The following is a 17,436-nucleotide window of genomic DNA, read 5'->3' as shown; positions in this document are numbered from 1 at the left end:
GCTACAGGCTGCCAAATTGTATTGCCTGAAAACAGACGTCCCAGGTCCCAGGCATCACGAAGGGACCTCGACCGGACATACAATCTCGGCAACTCTCCGTCGATGCGAGCTATAGCTACTTTGCCGGCACCGCTTCGGCGAGTAGCCATTCTGATCGAGAGCTGGACCCACGCTTCGCGCTTCGCCGATAGGCGCGTTAGACCTTGTGTTTCATGAGCTTTAGCCATTGACGAAGAGCTAAGACTGATTGCTCGCTCCAAATTTCGAGCTCGAGCGGCCGACATGCCTGCATTTCGGCGCGATAGCGGCATCTGGGCTTCTCATGGGGCGGAGGCAGGCATGGGGGAAACAGCTGTCCTGCGCGATCCAGATTCGGAGTCTCGGGCATTTCTTATCCTCCCAAACAGGCGGCCCTTGCAGTCGAAACAATACTTTCGATCCCGCACTAGAGATATAGGGCGCCCGCGTTAATGGATAGCGGCATAATTGACATGATCGAAGGGACTACTCGTTGACCTTCGCTACACCTCGATGACGCAACGCGGATTAAATCCACGATTCTCGCGATCACCATGAAGATTTGGATAGCCCGCCTGGTTCGCAAAGACGCGCGTTCGCCCGACCCGATAGTCATGTGACCCGTGATCGTGACCGTGGATCCAGACCTCTGGCTGAAATTCTTCGATGACTTTGCTCAGATCAGAGGCGAAGGCTGGAGTGAGTTGGCTGCCTTTGTACCGTTGCTCGATCGAATTCGGATGGGGCGCGTGGTGCGTGACGACGACGGTCGGACCGCTGTGAGGCGTCGAGAATTCCTGCCGAATAAACGCCAAATCTAGGCGATGCTCGGCTGCGGCATGCCATGGCATAAACCGGCTAAAATGCCCGCTGGCCTCTTTATATCGGATCAGTCGATGATCGTTGAGCGTTTGCCCAGCGTAGACCATTGATGGCTTCGGTGCGCCGTAGAGCCGATAATCCGTCCATAAGATGCATCCGATAAAGCGGACCTCGCCAATCACGACAGTTCGGCGGGACAGAAGCTCGATATTTGTCGGCTCCGCAGCCTCCATACCTTTAGCAAGGTTGTGCTGCATCACCGTTCCGTAGAACTCGTGATTGCCAGGGACATAAACGACCGGCCGCCCCAGCAGCGGCCCAGTCTTTCTTTGATCGACCATCCACGATATCGCTGCCGAAATTGGCTGGCCGACATCGCCTGCAAAAACGACAACGTCGAAATCCGGCATCGCGGCGGGAAACTCGAAGGGGCCGCACTCAAGATGGATGTCGGAAATTACTAGCAGGCGCATTCTGGATCCAGTTATCCGGCATTTGAGTTGGGCGGCTGGACGCCTAGCCTGCTGTTGCCGCTGCGAACTGCTCAAAAAATCTGACAATGTGCGGTGGGGCAAAAATCGAAGGCCGAGAGCCGAAGGCCGTTTCAAACTCACCAATAGGCATGGCGGAAGCACCTGCAGCGGTAGGACCGACGATGTCGTCTTCCAAGCGATCGCCAACAAAGAGTATCTGTGAGAGCCTCAAACCAAGCTGCGACGCCACAATCGAATATATGTCCTTGTGTGGCTTCATTAGACCGAACTGAAAGGACATCACCAAGCTATCAGGCGTAGCTGGCAGTGCCTCCATCAATGGTTGTGCGTAGGGAGCAGCCAAGTTCGAACAGACTGCGATTTTTAGCCGAGCCTGCTTCAGTGCGTTCCAGATTGATCTCATCTTCGGGCGCAACTTTACTGAAGCACACTCGGCTTCAACTTCAGCCTGCCAATGCAAAATTTCAGCTTCCGAGAGACGAATATCAAGCTGATTTGCTAAATGTCTGATGCCAATCGGCCGTGTCATCGCCCACAATGCTATCTGGTGGTATTGATGTTCCGATACAATTTTAAATGGATTTCGCCGATCAGTTATCTCGACAACGGTTCCGAATGCATCGAAGCAGACTGCGCGGATGGTGGTCACGTGCTCAAATCCAGATGAGATCGTTATCGGTGTACTTCTCAAAAGCTTCATCCACCGCGTTCGGAGGATGTTGGCCAACGACGCGTGCGATTAGATGACGCCGAACGTCCATTTGGCTTTCGAGTGAGTGGCCCAGAAGCTCTATCGGCGCCTTTCCTTCAAATGGCGGAGCCGCAATCTGACGGGTGAGCCAACACCTTTCCTCAGCAGTTCCATTCGTCAGCTGACGCAAATGGCCAAAGACGCCCAAGATAGCTGAAATTCGCATCAGGACAGCCACCTCCAGAATCAGTGGCTTGTGCCGTCGCGCGTCGCGAACCCAGTCGCGAAATTCGTGTTCTGCGCACCCCAGCAGCTGGAGCTTCATCCGCTCGGAAAGCCCCCAACGCCGTGTGACGTTGTCGAACACCCGCATCGCAGGACCGCTCAGGCGTGCACTCTCTCCACGCGTAGGTTCATTCATCGTAGGGGCCCGAAACGGAAACGGCTTTGTGCCAGCACGCCGAGTCGTGCAGATCGCGATTTAGATACTATAATACCTGGAAACGTCAAAGGGTCTCCGGTTCGTTCGACCCATGGACGTTCGGCAGATCCTTGGAAAAAACATGCGGAAGCTCCGCATGGCAGCCGGCCTGTCTCAGGACGAGATTGCGGTAAGAATGGGCGTTGAGCAGACCTACGTAAGCGGTCTGGAGCGCGGAGTACGAAACCCGACCCTGACGACCGTGGAGCGTGCAGCAATCGCGCTAAACGTAAAAATTACTGAGCTGCTAGATGAAAGCCCGGCCAAATAATCTAACGCTGGAAAGCGGAACATCCGAGCGCTTACAAGCCAGAGGAGCGTAGCCGCGCAACCTAGGCGGGGTACCTGCCGCACAGTCTTGGTCTTCACCTTCGTGCGAAAATTTTCTCCCTCCCATGCTGGCTTGCCAATCGTGAAATGGTCGCCTGGCTAACGTCGAACCGCCTGGCCAAATCAGCCTGCGTGGCCGTCCCAGCGTCCAGCGCCTGCAGTGCCTCGATACATTGATGGCGGGTGAGGGCACTCGGTCTGCCCATATGCTGGCCTCGGGCTTTCGCACGAACGCGGCCTTCGCTGGTACGGGCCTTGATCAGCTCGCGCTCGAACTTTGCCAACCCGCCAAGTATCGTCAGCATCAGCCGGCCATGCTGTGAAACAGCACCGAAGTGGGACCCTATCCAAGACGGAGCCAACTTCTTGAAACAACTTTGAAAAGTGACAACGGTAGGGTCGCAGTCGGTGCCGTTCGGAACCCCGCCGCTAACGAAATTTCCGGCGAAATATCAGCGCGTTGAACCAAATCAGCCATGGGGTCCCACTTCGGCGCTGATTCACAGACAAACTCTGTGCCTCTTGAGAGCGGCCAGTAAAGCAACCCTTTGCGCATCGATGGCCTGGCCGTCTGTCGAGACGCGGGCGTATCCATATATCGCCATGCGAGCTGACTATCCCGAAGCCAATCTTATGCAAGTATCTTTCGCATAGTGTAACTCCTTGGCAAAACGGAGGTGTTACGCTTATGCAAAATTCTTGACTTCCGAATAATCGGTTGGCTCTCCGCTGACGCGATCGACTTCGGACAGTGGAGCGCGAATTGGAGTAGGGCCCCTTAGCGGAGGCGCGGCAATCCGAGATCTCTCGGGCAACGGATGTCAGCTCCCCGTGTTTCGCGTGCTCATTTCAAGTCGCCTCTCTTTGCCCCGGAGCAGGAATCCTGATCCGTGGATTGGCTGTGAGCGACCGGCATGCGGCTAATTATCGGTGCTTCCCCCTAATCGGCACGACCGCATTGCAGGATAGCCTTTCGCGAAGCGCGTCCACCTCGCGCCGGAGGATTGCGTTTTCATCCGTTAGGCGCGCAATCTGATGCTGCGCGTCGATGTATTCGAGCTCGGCCTCGGCCCACGCCTGCTGAATCTGATGCACTTGGTCTTTGGCATCTTCGACCCGTTGCGTAACAACTTTCCGAATGCTTTTCGCGCCGCGCGCAATTTTTGCTGATGAAAGCGCCACCCATTGGGTCACGGCGTCCTTGAGGCCGCGATGGTGAGGCTTTTCTAAAGCAGCTTTGCTGAGGTTGGCGCGTCGGAGTACTTCCTGCACCGTGATGCGACCATCATTGAAAGGGTAAACGCCGCTGTGAGCAGCGACATCACTTTCGATGGCCGACATGGCCTCTCTACAGCGATCCTGGGTCGAGGCCTTTCTTTCCGCAGCGACTGCGCGCCCGGCAATAGCGATTGCCAGTTCCGAGGCGACCTGAGGCTCTGTTGCCTTCATTGACTGCGCCCCTCCCAAATTTGTCTCGCCCTTGGGCTTTGATCCAGCCAGTGCTGTCGGACATCCGCCCATCTTTCCAACTGCGCGATTAGCTGCCCCCTCAAGTTCGCAACCAGCATGGGCTTATCGCCGGCAAGGGCATCTTCCAGTTCGATCAGGAGAGCACCGATTGTTGCGGAACACTGACTTTTCGTCCGCTCTGTCTCCAGCCGATGCTCGCAGTTGGTCCGGCACGAGCCAGCGTCTGGCAGGCCTCGACCTTGAGTGCATGGGCCAAATTGTCCAGGAGTCTTCGTGCAAATCACACCAGGGCGCACGAGTTCCCACCGCTTGCCACCGAACGTCAGAATCTCTGTTAGCTCCTGCAGATTCTCAGCTCCGTACACATCCTCGCCGCGTTTCATGCGGAGGTCATTTAGACCTTTCGATAGAGTCGCCGACGCAGGTCCACCCGCTTTCCCGACCAGAACCTCTGCAATGGCCTCTTCAGCGAGAGCGAGCGCTGTTTCCTGCGCGATCTTCTGCGCCTCCTCCGCAATCTCGGGATGCGAAAGCATGTATCGCAGGGTCATCTCTAGGTCCCGGTGCCCAAACAGGTCGAGCAACACTTGGGGAGCGGAAACGACCGATAGAGCGACCATCCTTCCGACCGTGTGCCGCCACCGATGCGCATGTGGGCGGCTACCCTCGGCCAGAGCCGTAAGTCCAAGATGTTCAGTCGCTGCAACCAGCAGCCTCGTAAGGTCGAGAAGGGGCGAACCAACCCCTTTTTCTCCCGCCATAGCGTGATTTACCCAAAGATGACGGTCGCCCTCCGGTCTCACACCCTTTGCGAGATCCCGTTGCGTCGCGAGAGCGCGGGCCGCAACTGGGTGCAACGGCCAATCTCGAATAGCACCTCCCAGTGAGTCCTCCAGCTTGAACGTTTTCGCAAGCAAGCGAGCGCCGCCAGTGCCACTGTGCGGAAACACCAGCGATGCGTCGGTAGCCGAGGCGATCTCGCCGGCCCTAGCACCTGTGCAGAATGCAGTGGTGCAAAGGTTGAGCGCTTGAAGCGTTCCTACCATCATTGAAACGGTGCGAGCCGTGGTGGGCGGCCACGCATCAGTGAACTGGTACGATACTCCAATTTTTTGAGCTATCTTGAACGGAAGGCGGTCAATCCTGTGGCCGCTCGCATCCTTCCACTCGATTGTTGCAAGAGCATCCCGTCTGGCCGCTATGACTGCGGGATCGTTCGATCCTAAACCGCGAAGGGCAAATCTCGCGGCGATTCCGCGCTGTTCATTCCAACACGATATTAGCTGGGTCGCGAGGTTCTCCTGAAGCCATCGCGCTCTCAGTATTATTTCCGTAACATAATCATCGGAAAATGGTTGGAAGTTTCGTTCCTCACTTTTTTGGACGCGCGCCAATACCGGCCCCTTCGGTGAACGCTCTCTTTTAACGTCACCGCTAGATTTAGCCTCGCTCGCGCTGACGCGCGGAGGGGCGTCTTGGAGCAATCCCCTCACACCTGCTGCACGCAGCCACTGGACTATGCGGCTGATCAAGACTCGTCCGCTTCTGCCATCGGACACAGCGGCCTGCATCGCCTGAAAATCGGCAGCGTCGAGGTGGGACCACAGCAGTCCATCCGGGTGGGGGCGTTCACGCCGCTGCCATTCCGCGGCGCGGACGAGATGCCGCACAGCGGAGAGCCAACTCGAAGGCTTATAGGCTCGAATGCCGTTACTGGTGAGCCGAGGCAACCACAGAGCCAAGATACTACGACGCAAACTTTCATCCCACTGCGCTGCTGAAGCAGCGGGCGAGCCCACCGCGCACAATGGCGATAGCTTGATTGTTCGGTGAGAAAGCCGCCGCGTTATCCCTGCTGGCAACCAATCCTCGGGCACAACAATGTTGTCGTCGCCGAGCTTCGATCCGGGAAAGCATTCGATTCGCTTGACGACATCCCAAGGAGTGCTTGCGAGATTAGTTAGATCTCCTAGAGCAGACACGATATCATCGCGCCATTCGTCGAATTCCACCACGCGATTAGTAGGACGGGAAGGTGTCATGGATGACAAGTTCCCCATTCTGGATGCGTTTGGTCCATTCCGCGGTGGCCAGATCAACGTTCTCGGCGGGGAACTGCGCGAGCGTCTTATCGAGCGAATCGGCCTCCTCCTCGAAACTCGAGCCGATCCAGCTCGTCATTGGTAGCTGCCGACGCAGCTGCATCAGCTCAGCCTTCGCTCGGGCGAGAGGACTAAGACTCTCCGCGAATACGACGCCGAGGCTGCATCCGGTACAGCGCTGAACAGCGCAAATCGTGCCCTGAGGGTGGCCAGGCGCGACCTCTCGCGGCGGATGCATCGGATCGAGACATCCCATACCGAGCCTAGTTCGATGACGAAGATCAAGCAGCCGCTTCTCCTGCTCTGGTGTAATGACTCCGTTCTGAACCAGGATGCGTATTCGCGTAGGATCGATAGCCCTTTTCGTTTCGATTTCGGTGAAAACGGCGTCTTGGACGCGCCGAATTGCCGCCTCTGAGTGTGTTCTGTATCTCCGCCGGCCAAGATAATGCCGAAGAGTGGCCTGGTTTTCGTGCTGCGCGGCGAGCTGCGTGAGCACAGCGTTATGCCCACTCTTCGTATGAGCAAATCCGATCCAAGCGTCCCGAGCGACAGAAGTAGTCATCTCTGCCAGGCTGGGGTGCATTTCGAGAAGATCCGCACGCTCTGCAACTCGTCTCACGAGCGAATTGAGTTTTCCACTATCTTGATTTTTGAGAGCGCTGACTTTTCCCGTCTTGTTGACGCAATGATAAAGCCAGGGACTGCGAAGATCTGTCTGCAGTCGATCGATTTCAGCAGCAATGGCCGGAGAGGGGTTTTTGCTTTGATCCGTTTGTAGACTGGTGAGACGACGACGAATCGTCTCTCGCAGCACCCGCGTTTGCTCGGTCATGAATCGAATAATCTGAAACGGATGCCATTCGGGCTTATTTAATGAGAGCGCGAAGACATGCTTGTGAGCCCGCCCCTTATAGCCATGCAGGACTCTGAACTGTGGCTTATGAGGGTGATCGTCAAACCACTGCTCGTCTGATGAAACATCAAGCGACAGAGCAGTCGCGAGATTCCATCCAGTTCCCAATAAAAAAATCCAAAGGAAAACTGCCGTATCATGGTAGCTCGGATGAAACCAGCGGAGCTTGCCAACGATTCCTTCTCTGCCACGCTCGGTCATCCCCGGCGCGAGGTAGGCTGGCCCGAGGTGGTATTGCCCCTCACTATTTGCCTTTATAAGCCCCAGGCTTCTTTCAGCATTGAAGCCGCTCCTCTCCGGAAGAGTTTCAGCTGTTAAATGCCTAATGAGCCAGGCGTGGTTTTCGCGGCTCTCCCAATGAGAGGCCATAACCCCTCGCGAAATGGATTCTCCCCTCGGATCGCGTCCCGCTTCTGCAAGGCGCTCTCCCTCCCGAAACATCGCTTTAATGTCGCGACCTTCGGCTTTGAGCGCATTGAACAGCCTTCGCACACCGAGCAAGTCGACGTCAGCTTCAAGCGAAGTTGACGCACTGGTGGTCGCGGGCCACCACAATTGGTGAACGCCTTCCAGTTGCCGGATGCGCTCTATGACAGCCTTTAATGCCTTGTAAGTGGACCTGTGGCTGCCTTGAGTTTCGAGCCAAGTCTTAAGCTGCACGCCATGCGCGTCAGTCAGCTGTGTTGCGCTCGCAATCTTCGGATCTGTAGTATCTAAGAATCGGAATAGGGCGCGCAGCGCGGAGCGCCCGGTGGTTGCAAAGCGCTCGACGGGCATGGCAAGGCGAAAGTATGTCGCGATCTGTTCGGCGAATTGGGGGCGCCCCGCGTAATCCCCCGCCCAAATCCATTGTACGGATACGCGGACATTTTCTTTCCGGCCGCCTCGTGCAAATTCAGAGAGGTCAATCTCGTAGGGGCGAGACTCACTCGGCGTCACCCAGAAGCGCAAGTGTTCATAGTTGTCCGACGCAGGATTGTTGATTTCGTGCGTTGTCATCAAACGATTTCCTCGGACGCGTGAGGCAGATTAAGAAAATCGTGCCAACCATTGGCCATGGAGGCCACACTTGTGGCCGTAGCCAGCCACCGCAAATAGAGGTCGGTAGTTTCATCGCTGACATGGCCAAGCTGCCGGCGCAGCATATCCAGCCAAAAGCGCCCTCGAAGTTGAAGCCAGTCCGCGCCCTGATCCGCTATCGTTCCGCCAGCTGCCGCAGCGTCGAGATTGAGCGCATGAAGCACATAGAAGCATGCAAAGACGTGTCGGCCGAAATGAGGATGCCAAGCAGCCGGGCGCGGTTCGGCTTTGAACGCCTTGTAGATCGTGTGTCCCGCCAATGGGATTCCCTCGAATCCCGAGGCATCCGACAGGAACAGTGCATTTGAAGGCATCGAGCCGGTACGGCGCCTGAAGCGAAGGGCCAGCGTCATCCTCCGGGTGTCGATCCAGGTCCGCAGTTCGCCTGCCAGAGGGAGTGGGACCTGCACGGTTCGAGGTCGTCCGCCCTTGGTAAGCGTAATACTAACCGGGGCGGAGGGAATTCCTTTTCGGTGAAGCGCTTCCAGCGCCTCACCTGATGGGATCATGTCGACCGTGAGGCCGCATACTTCCATCCGGCGAAGTCCGACCTCGATGATCATCCGGCAGGCAAGCGCCTTTGCATACCCGCGAGCTTTTTGAAGCGAGGTCAGCCATTCTCTGATCTCCTCCACAGTTGGCAACATGACGACTTTTGCGATTTCGGTGGTGTTTGATCGCTTCGCCCGACCAGCTCTGACGCGAACTATTGCCCGCGTGGCAATGGAGGAGCCTCGGGAACGAATTGCTCGGACTTTCTCGATCATCGGGATTGTGAATGGAGACCGCAGCCCCTGATCTGCAGCCCAACGAAGGAAATGAGTCGCTTGATCAGCTCGGGCGTTCGCCGTCTCAGCCTTCAGCTTGTGTCGGGGGCGAGCTGACCACCGGCCTCCTAGAAGGTCTGCCTGATACGCCCGAATGTCCTCATACGAAAGCCCGCGCCAATCGAGCTTTCGGTCCCTGCACCAATCATTAAAATTCTTCAGCTCGTAAGCCATGCTTATCAGCGACGCTTGTCGCGGAAAGTCTCTGCCGACTTCTGAGGCGTCCATCATCGGATGCCAGTCCAGCGTCGCTCGAGCGCGCAGGTACCGGTTGATCTCGCGACAGTAGCGCCCCTCCGCATCAAACAGCACGGGAACGTGCGCAACGCGTCCATAGCCTAGCTCGGTCAGCCGGCTGCTATCAGGAAGGAACACGGTAGCCATCGTCCACACCAACGCACACAGAGGGGGGCGCACTAGGCTACAAAGTGTTTTTTTTGAGTTTATGTAGTTAGTTAGAACGAGCTTTTGAAGCGCCAGATCACGCCTCTGGAACGCCAGGGCCGCCGTCGCTGCGATGTTGGGGTCTTCGCGCCGTCGGCCCTAGCTTCGTCGGCACTCAGACGGTCTGACAGCGGCGCGACCAAATCCGCTATCCTTTTCGCTGCGACAAACTCGATCGGAAGCGCTCGCCAGCCTCAGGCAAATGTGGGCGGCGGAGCGGGCGCTCCAACATATGCTGTTGGAAGCCGTGACCGGTCGTCGACGTTCGGTTAGGCGCTACCTCGCGAACTCGCTGATGCCTTCTTCTTGTCAGAATCAATTCACCACTCGGCGCGAGGCTGAGTGGTGAATAGCAACTCTCCTAAACAAGGCGCCTGCAACTCAGAATAATCTGTAGGTGGTACTTATAATTATAAGCTCTCCGAGCTGCGCAGGCGCCCTGGCAGTCGGAATAATCAACTGCACCCGGTTGTGGACCCGCAGGTGTTGCACTTCAGGCAGGTGCCGTTCCGCACCAGCGTGAAGTTGCCGCATTCGCCGCAGGAGTCGCCGACATAGCCCTTCATGATCGCCTCGGCGCGGCGCTCGGACTGCGTCGGCTGGGCGGCCGGGGCCGAGAAGCCGAGCTTGGCCATCTCCGCCTCGCCATAGGCCTCCGGCTCCTCCTTCAGTGCGGTCGCGCCGGCGGTGGCCAGCGCCGTCACAGGCGAGGCCGAGCGGGCGACCGCATCGTTTGCCGCGCCGCCGCCCTGGATGGCGAGCAGGTTGATCGGCTTGCCGCGTCGGAAGCCGGTCGAGGCGAGGGGGGTCGTCACGATCGGAGCCGCATCCGGCGCCTTATCCTGGCCGACACCGCTACCCATCACGTCATGGCCGATCTCGCTAGGGTCGACATGGGCGAGGTCGTTGCGGCCGAGATAGGAGATCGCGAGCTCGCGGAAGACATAGTCGAGGATCGAGGTCGCGTTCTTGATCGACTGGTTGCCGGCGACGAAGCCCGAGGGCTCGAACCGGGTGAAGGTGAAGGCCTCGACATACTCCTCCAGCGGCACGCCGTATTGCAGGCCGAGCGAGACCGCGATGGCGAAGTTGTTCATCATCGCCCGGAAAGCCGCGCCTTCCTTGTGCATGTCGATGAAGATCTCGCCGAGGCGGCCGTCCGAATATTCGCCGGTGTGGACATAGACCTTGTGGCCGCCGACCGTCGCCTTCTGGATGTAGCCGGTGCGGCGGTCCGGCATCTTCTCGCGCTCGCGCTTGCGCTCGACGCGCTCGACGATGCGCTCGACGATCTTCTCCGAGATCTGGGCAGCGCGCGCCGCCATCGGCGCGGCGACCAGCGCCTCGATGGCATCGTCCGCCTCGTCGTCATCGTCCGAGATCAGCGCCGCGTTCAGCGGCTGCGAGAGCTTGGAACCATCGCGGTAGAGGGCGTTCGCCTTCAGCGCCAGCTTCCAGGACAGCATATAGGCGCTCTTGCAGTCCTCGACCGTCGCCTCGTTCGGCATGTTGATGGTCTTGGAGATCGCTCCCGAGATGAAGGGCTGCGCCGCCGCCATCATGCGGATGTGGCTTTCAACCGAGAGGTAGCGCTTGCCGATGCGGCCGCAAGGGTTGGCGCAGTCGAAGACGTTGTAGTGCTCGGTCTTCAGGTGCGGGGCGCCTTCCAGCGTCATCGCGCCGCAGACATGGACGTTGGCCGCCTCGATCTCGGCCTTGGTGAAGCCGAGGAAGGGCAGGAGCTCGAACGACATGTCGTTGAGCTTCTCGGCCGGAACCTTGAGCGTGCCGGTGAGGAAATCCTCGCCCAGCGTCCACTTGTTGAAGACGAACTTGATGTCGAAGGCGCTCTTCAGCCCCTTCTCGACCGCCTCGATCTTCTCCTCGGTGAAGCCCTTGGCCTTGAGCGAGCCCGGGTTGATGCCCGGCGCCTGCTTCAGCGAGCCGTGACCCACCGCATAAGCCTCAATCTCGGCGATATCCGCCTCGCGGTAGCCCAGCGCACGCAGCGCGTCCGGAACGGCGCGGTTAATGATCTTGAAGTAGCCGCCGCCGGCGAGCTTCTTGAACTTCACCAGGGCGAAGTCGGGCTCGATGCCGGTGGTGTCGCAATCCATGACGAGGCCGATCGTGCCGGTCGGCGCGATCACCGTCGCCTGGGCATTGCGGTAGCCGTAGCGCTTGCCCTGCTCCAGCGCCTCGTCCCAGACGATGCGCGAGCGCTCCGCCATGGTGACGGCCGAGCCGCCCAGGCGGGCGAGCGTGGCGTGATCGAGCGGCACGGGAGTGACGCTCAGGCCCTCATAGCCATCGGCGAGACCGTGGGCGGCGGTGCGGTGGTTGCGGATGACGCGCAGCATGTGGCTGGCGTTCTTCTTGTAGCCGGGGAAGGGGCCGAGCTCGCCCGCCATCTCAGCCGAGGTCGCATAGGCGACGCCGGTCATGATCGCGGTCAGCGCGCCGGCGAGCGCACGGCCCTCGTCGGAATCATAGCCGAGGCCCATGGTCATCAGCAGGCCGCCGATATTGGCGTAGCCGAGGCCGAGCGTGCGGTACTCGTAGGAGAGCTCGGCGATCTCGCGGCTCGGGAACTGCGCCATCGTCACCGAAATCTCGAGCACGACCGTCCAGAGCCGGCAGAGATGCTCATAGGCCGCAACGTCGAAGGACTTGGTCTCGCGATCGTAGAACTGCAGCAGGTTGGCGGAAGCCAGATTGCAGGCCGTGTCGTCGAGGAACATGTATTCCGAGCACGGGTTGGACGCCCGGATCCGGCCCGAGGCCGGGCAGGTGTGCCAGTCGTTCATCGTCGAGTTGAAGTGCAGGCCGGGATCGGCCGAGGCCCAGGCGGCGTAGCCGATCTTCTCCCAGAGGTCGCGGGCCTTCAGCGTCTTGAGCGTCTTGCCGGAGGTGCGGGCGGTCAGGTTCCAGTCGGCATCAGTCTCGACGGCGCGCAGAAAATCGTCGGTCAGCGAGACCGAGTTGTTCGAGTTCTGGCCGGAGACGGTGAGATAGGCGTCGGAATCCCAGTCGGTGTCGTAGGTGTCGAAAGAGATGTCCTTGTAGCCCTGCTTGGCGAACTGGATGACGCGCTTGATGTAGTTGTCCGGCACCATCGCCTTGCGGGCGAGCTTGATCTCGCGCTTCAGGGCCGGGTTCTGCTCGGGGTCGAAGCAGCTGTCGCCGTCACCCTCGCAGTTCACGCAGGCCTTGAGCACGGCCTTCATGTGCTTCTTGACGGTCTTGGAGCCGGTGACGAGGGCGGCGACCTTCTGTTCCTCCTTCACCTTCCAGTCGATATAGGCCTCGATATCCGGGTGGTCGGCATCGACCACCACCATCTTGGCAGCGCGGCGCGTCGTGCCGCCCGACTTGATCGCGCCGGCGGCGCGATCGCCGATCTTGAGGAAGGACATCAGGCCGGAGGACTTGCCGCCGCCGGCAAGCTTTTCGCCTTCGCCGCGCAGCAGCGAGAAGTTCGAGCCGGTGCCGGAGCCGTATTTGAACAGGCGGGCTTCACGGACCCAGAGGTCCATGATGCCGCCCTCATTGACGAGGTCGTCCTGCACGCCCTGGATGAAGCAGGCATGCGGCTGCGGGTGCTCATAGCTCGACTTCGACTTGACCAGCTTGCCGGTCTTGAAGTCGACGTAGAAATGGCCCTGGCTCGGCCCGTCGATGCCATAGGCCCAGTGCAGGCCGGTGTTGAACCATTGCGGCGAGTTGGGCGCGACGCGCTGAGTGGCGAGCATGAAGCGCAATTCGTCATGGAAGGCCTGCGCATCCTCCTCCGAGGAGAAGTAGCCGCCCTTCCAGCCCCAATAGGTCCAGCAGCCGGCGAGGCGATCGAAGACCTGCTTCGACGAGATTTCGGAGCCGTAGCGCTCGCCTTCCGGCAGCTCGGCCAGCGCGGCCTCATCGGGAGCTGAGCGCCAGAGGAAGGAGGGAACGTCGTTCTCCTCGACCTTCTTCAGGCGCGCGGGCACGCCGGCCTTGCGGAAATACTTCTGCGCGAGCACGTCGCTCGCAACCTGCGACCAGGCCTCGGGAACCTCGATGCCTTCCAGCCGGAAGACGATCGAGCCGTCCGGGTTCTTGATCTCGCTGACGGCCGATCGGAACGGGATCGCGGCGTAGGGCGACTGTCCGGCGGTGGTGTAGCGGCGCTCGATGCGCATGATCTTCGTCCCTTGAATGCCGCGGGCGGAAAGCCTCGCGCGGCCGGTTGATCCCCGGCTCCAGATGTCAGCCCAAACTCGGTTCGATGCCCTGTGGGATCTCCGCGGTGTCGCCCCGCCGATGGTCCCGGACGCGCCCAAAATGCCCGCGCAAATCCGTTCGCTTCCGCTGATGTCAACGGATGCGGCGGCAGGCCCGAAAGCACTCTGGAAAACTAGGGTTCGCAGTCATCCAGAGGCGTCGCCGCCGGCCGTCATGCGATAGTCAAAATCTAGCGCCGATCGCCTCCGCGCGTCAAGGAATAGTGGAGCGCCATCCTTGTGGACACGACATCTGGTAGGGATGTGTGGGTTGTGGGGATAAGTTTCAAGGCCCCGGCTAAGCCTTGGAAATGGCGGGGAGAATCGCCGCCTCGCGGCAAGATTGCCACAGCGCCGCCCGAAGCGCAGTTCTTAAAATCCCCATTATTCACGGTAAATGAAATGTGAATCTTGGATGACGGCCGCGGGCTTGCAGACGACGGTTGCGGGGACCGCGCCAAGTGCTTGAAGTCGGTGCGCTTCGGCGCTGAATCATGGCGGCAGGCAAGCCGAATCGCGGCGAAATTCTGGCGGCGGCGCGGGCGAGAATCAGCGGTTGACCACGGAAGGAATCAAACCGGGAGCCATGTGGGCAACATGGCGACCGGCTAGGCCGTGTTGACAGTTGGCGCTGCGCGTTGGGGCACCTCACCGTCATTCCGGGGCGGCGCGTCAGCGCCGAGCCCGGAACCCATGACCACGGCTCTGCCGAAGGTTCGCCGCGGTTGCCGCAGCGCCCATGCCCCGATCCTCGTGGTCATGGGTTCCGGGCTCAGCCCTCCGGGCTGCCCCGGAATGACGCCGCAGCTCCGCGCAGGCTTGCAGCGAAAACTGTCAACAGCCTCTAGCCATTGTTGCCATCGCGATTGTGGATATTGCCGGAGGGCATCCAGCGGTGCCGGCGCTACGTGAAGACCCGCCGCAGCGTTCCGGACTGGACAGAGCAGGGTCCTGCCGCCATAAGTCGGGCCAAGACGCGCCGGCCTCTCCGCACGGCGCTGCAAGCGCATGGACTGAAGGCAATGAAGGACTGGCTGCTGCAGATCTTCACCTGGTGGAACGGCCAGACCATCGGCACGCGCTTCCACACCTGGCGCTTCGGCGAGAAGGTGGGCGAGGACGAGTTCGGCAATGTCTATTACCGCACCAAGGGCGGGGTGAAGGACAAGGCGCTCGGCTTTCAGCGCCGCTGGGTGATCTACAAAGGCGAGGCCGAGGCCTCCAAGGTGCCGCCCGGCTGGAATGGCTGGCTGCATCACACCGTCGACGTCGCCCCTTCCGAGGAAAGCTACCAGCCGCGCGAGTGGCAAGAGCCGCATCAGCAGAACTGGACCGGCACGGCGCTGGCCTATCGCCCGCAGGGCTCGACCCTGGCCGAAGGCGAGCGCCCGGCCGCGACCGGCGACTACCAGGCCTGGACGCCGGGCCGCTGAGGCAAGGCATCGGACCGAAAAGTGGAGTCCGCTTTTCGGAAAATCCGATGCGATAGCAGTCTACATGGATCACCGGTATCGCGTCCGATCGGACGCGCGGTGATCTAGGCCGCAGGACAAGTTCTGAGACATCGGGGCCGCTCCTTTCGGGGCGGCCTTTTTGCTGGGCGGCAAGGCGGCCGCTGCCGCAGCTGAAATGCCCGTTTCGGGCGCGACGCCCTTTTTCCGCTGCCTTTGCCGTGTTACTGCGCGCCGTCGCGGTCTTTCCGCGCTGTGGAAGAGATTCGCGCCAGCATGCCGTCCTTGTTCCGCCTTTCGACCCTGGCAGGCCTCGCCACGAGCGCAGCCGCCCTGCTCGCTGCGATGGGGCCGGCGCAGGCCGACCGCATCCGCAACCCGACGGCGGTCTTCGCCGGGCTCGACAAGATCACCGGCCGCATCATCTCCTTCGAGGTGGCCGTGGACGAGACGGTGCAGTTCGGCGCGCTGCAATTGACACCGCGCGTCTGCTGGACCCGGCCGCCGACCGAGGCGCCGCAGACGGACGCTTTCGTCGAGGTTGACGAGGTGACGTTCAAGAACGAGTACCGGCGCATCTTCACCGGCTGGATGTATGCGGCGAGCCCTGGCCTGCACGGCGTCGAGCACGCGATCTACGACGTCTGGCTGACCGACTGCAAAGGCGGCACCGAGCTCGTCGTCGATCCGAAGGAGCCCGAGCCTCCGCCGGCTGCCGAAGATCCGCGCCGTCCGCGCACGCCGCCACGCGATCCCAACCAGCCGCCGCCCTTGCAGCAGCCTGTACCGCCGCCCGGCGGGCGCATCGATGTCGAGCCGCCGCGTGGCGTGCCGGTGCAGCCGCAGCGGCCGAGTCAGCGCTTCTTCCCGACCAATCCCGTTCCGGGCCGCGACCCGACCGGTGGCGGCTGATTGCTTCGCGGGGCCTGTCCTCGCTTCAGGTTAGAGGCTGCTGATTTTACGCGGAAACACGCCGTCATTCCGGACCAGCCGCGATAGCGGCGCCGATCCGGGATCCATCATAGAGCGATGCGCTCTGCGATGGATTCCGGGTCAAGCTCGGAATGACGGCCGGTTTTCGACTCAAAACGGACGGTTCCAGGTCCCGTGGGCACTTGGCCAAGCTGGCCTTGTTGTGGCACCGCCGTCATTCCGGGGCAGGCCGAAGGCCTGAGCCCGGAACCCATGAACACCGTCTCAGCCGGAAGAGCCGTGCTCCGAACCGGTCCGGCCCCATCTGGAGCGTCGTGTCCATGGGTTCCGGGCTCGGCCCAAAGGGCCGCCCCGGAATGACGGCGGCGGTTCCGGCGGATCCAGCTCGACAACTGTCCACGCCGCCTAAAGCTCGGCCAGCGCTTGCTTGCCGCTGACGACCGCGTCCACCGGCCAGGATTCCCAATTGCCCTGGTGGTGCAGCGCATCGTCGAGCCTGAGCCGATAGGCCTCGCGCGGGATCTCGACTGTGCCGAACTGCGCGAGATGGCCGGTCTGGAACTGGGTGTCGAGCAGGCGATAGCCGCCGCGCCTGAGCCGCGCCACGAGATGGACGAGCGCGACCTTGGAGGCGTCGCTCTCGCGGTGGAACATGCTTTCGCCGAAGAAGGCGGCGCCGAGCGACAATCCGTAGAGCCCGCCGACGAGGCGGCCCTCGCGCCAGCACTCGACCGTATGGACGTGGCCGAGCGCGAAGAGCTCGCCGAAGATCGCGCGGATACGGGTGTTGATCCAGGTCTCCGGCCGGTCGGGCCGGGCCTCGCCGCAGGCTGCGATCACGGCCTCGAAATCGCTGTCGACCCGGATCTCGAAGCGGTCCGAGCGGACGGTGCGCGCGAGGCGCGACGAGAGATGGAAGCCTTCGAGCGGGATGATGCCCCGCAGTTCCGGTTCCACCCAGAACAGGCCGGGATCATCGGCGCTTTCCGCCATCGGAAAGATGCCGGCGGCATAGGCGCGCAGCATGATCTCCGGCGTGATCGCGGGCGAGCGGACGGGCACGGAACGAGCCTTCATGGAGACGCATGGGAGCGCGGGGTGCCGGCGACGTCAAGGAG

The 17,436-nt window shown here is 60.7% G+C and carries 14 protein-coding genes; 3 read left to right on the top strand and 11 right to left on the bottom strand.

All coding sequences use genetic code 11. The annotated features are described in order from the left end of the window. Positions 1-521 precede the first annotated feature (521 nt). The 3 genes from FQV39_RS04455 to FQV39_RS04445 are packed head-to-tail and all read right to left on the bottom strand — an operon-like array spanning position 522 to position 2,398. On the bottom strand, positions 522-1,313 hold the full coding sequence (locus FQV39_RS04455; RefSeq protein ID WP_149129208.1) for a metallophosphoesterase: 792 nt from the start codon (positions 1,311-1,313) through the stop codon (positions 522-524). Positions 1,314-1,356: 43 nt separating this feature from the next. After that, on the bottom strand, positions 1,357-1,983 hold the full coding sequence (locus FQV39_RS04450) for an HAD family hydrolase (RefSeq protein WP_187640168.1): 627 nt from the start codon (positions 1,981-1,983) through the stop codon (positions 1,357-1,359). A gap of 4 nt (positions 1,984-1,987) precedes the next feature. Further along, positions 1,988-2,398 (bottom strand): DUF2384 domain-containing protein, encoded by a 411-nt coding sequence (locus FQV39_RS04445; protein ID WP_187640167.1) that lies wholly within the window; start codon positions 2,396-2,398, stop codon positions 1,988-1,990. Between the two features lie 160 nt (positions 2,399-2,558). Here FQV39_RS04445 and FQV39_RS04440 point away from each other — a divergent pair, with 160 nt between their 5' ends. Continuing rightward, positions 2,559-2,777, top strand: a complete 219-nt coding sequence (locus tag FQV39_RS04440) for a helix-turn-helix domain-containing protein (protein ID WP_149129205.1) — start codon at positions 2,559-2,561, stop codon at positions 2,775-2,777. A gap of 94 nt (positions 2,778-2,871) precedes the next feature. Here FQV39_RS04440 and FQV39_RS04435 read toward each other — a convergent pair whose 3' ends face one another. From FQV39_RS04435 to FQV39_RS04405, 7 genes are all read right to left on the bottom strand, one after another. Continuing rightward, entirely contained in the window at positions 2,872-3,141 is a 270-nt protein-coding gene (locus FQV39_RS04435) for a recombinase family protein (RefSeq protein ID WP_149129204.1), read from the bottom strand. Positions 3,142-3,336: 195 nt separating this feature from the next. Beyond that, positions 3,337-3,441, bottom strand: coding sequence for a recombinase family protein (locus FQV39_RS34310; RefSeq protein ID WP_149129203.1), 105 nt, complete (start codon positions 3,439-3,441; stop codon positions 3,337-3,339). A gap of 319 nt (positions 3,442-3,760) precedes the next feature. Then, entirely contained in the window at positions 3,761-4,285 is a 525-nt protein-coding gene (locus FQV39_RS04425) for a hypothetical protein (RefSeq protein ID WP_149129202.1), read from the bottom strand. Then, the gene (locus FQV39_RS04420) at positions 4,282-6,348 is read right to left on the bottom strand and encodes a site-specific integrase (protein ID WP_149129201.1); all 2,067 of its coding nucleotides are present in this window, start codon (positions 6,346-6,348) and stop codon (positions 4,282-4,284) included. The genes FQV39_RS04425 and FQV39_RS04420 overlap by 4 nt, the downstream gene beginning before the upstream one ends. Next, positions 6,326-8,323 (bottom strand): hypothetical protein, encoded by a 1,998-nt coding sequence (locus FQV39_RS04415; RefSeq protein ID WP_149129200.1) that lies wholly within the window; start codon positions 8,321-8,323, stop codon positions 6,326-6,328. The genes FQV39_RS04420 and FQV39_RS04415 overlap by 23 nt, the downstream gene beginning before the upstream one ends. Next, entirely contained in the window at positions 8,323-9,615 is a 1,293-nt protein-coding gene (locus tag FQV39_RS04410) for a tyrosine-type recombinase/integrase (RefSeq protein ID WP_149129199.1), read from the bottom strand. The genes FQV39_RS04415 and FQV39_RS04410 overlap by 1 nt, the downstream gene beginning before the upstream one ends. A 515-nt stretch (positions 9,616-10,130) precedes the next feature. After that, positions 10,131-13,853, bottom strand: coding sequence for a vitamin B12-dependent ribonucleotide reductase (locus FQV39_RS04405; protein ID WP_149129198.1), 3,723 nt, complete (start codon positions 13,851-13,853; stop codon positions 10,131-10,133). Positions 13,854-14,956: 1,103 nt separating this feature from the next. Between FQV39_RS04405 and FQV39_RS04400 the strand changes: the two genes are divergently transcribed. Next, positions 14,957-15,367 carry an NADH:ubiquinone oxidoreductase subunit NDUFA12 gene (locus FQV39_RS04400; protein ID WP_149129197.1) on the top strand — a complete coding sequence of 137 codons (411 nt, stop codon included), beginning with the start codon at positions 14,957-14,959 and terminating at the stop codon, positions 15,365-15,367. A gap of 294 nt (positions 15,368-15,661) precedes the next feature. Then, positions 15,662-16,297, top strand: a complete 636-nt coding sequence (locus FQV39_RS04395) for a DUF2155 domain-containing protein (protein ID WP_149129196.1) — start codon at positions 15,662-15,664, stop codon at positions 16,295-16,297. A gap of 426 nt (positions 16,298-16,723) precedes the next feature. Here FQV39_RS04395 and aat read toward each other — a convergent pair whose 3' ends face one another. Next, on the bottom strand, positions 16,724-17,395 hold the full coding sequence (gene aat / locus FQV39_RS04390; RefSeq protein ID WP_149129195.1) for a leucyl/phenylalanyl-tRNA--protein transferase: 672 nt from the start codon (positions 17,393-17,395) through the stop codon (positions 16,724-16,726). Positions 17,396-17,436: the final 41 nt, after the last annotated feature.

Source organism: Bosea sp. F3-2, from assembly GCF_008253865.1.
Classification (GTDB): domain Bacteria; phylum Pseudomonadota; class Alphaproteobacteria; order Rhizobiales; family Beijerinckiaceae; genus Allobosea.
The sequence above is the reverse complement of the archived record's forward strand: the minus strand, read 5'-3'. Positions and strand labels throughout refer to the sequence as shown.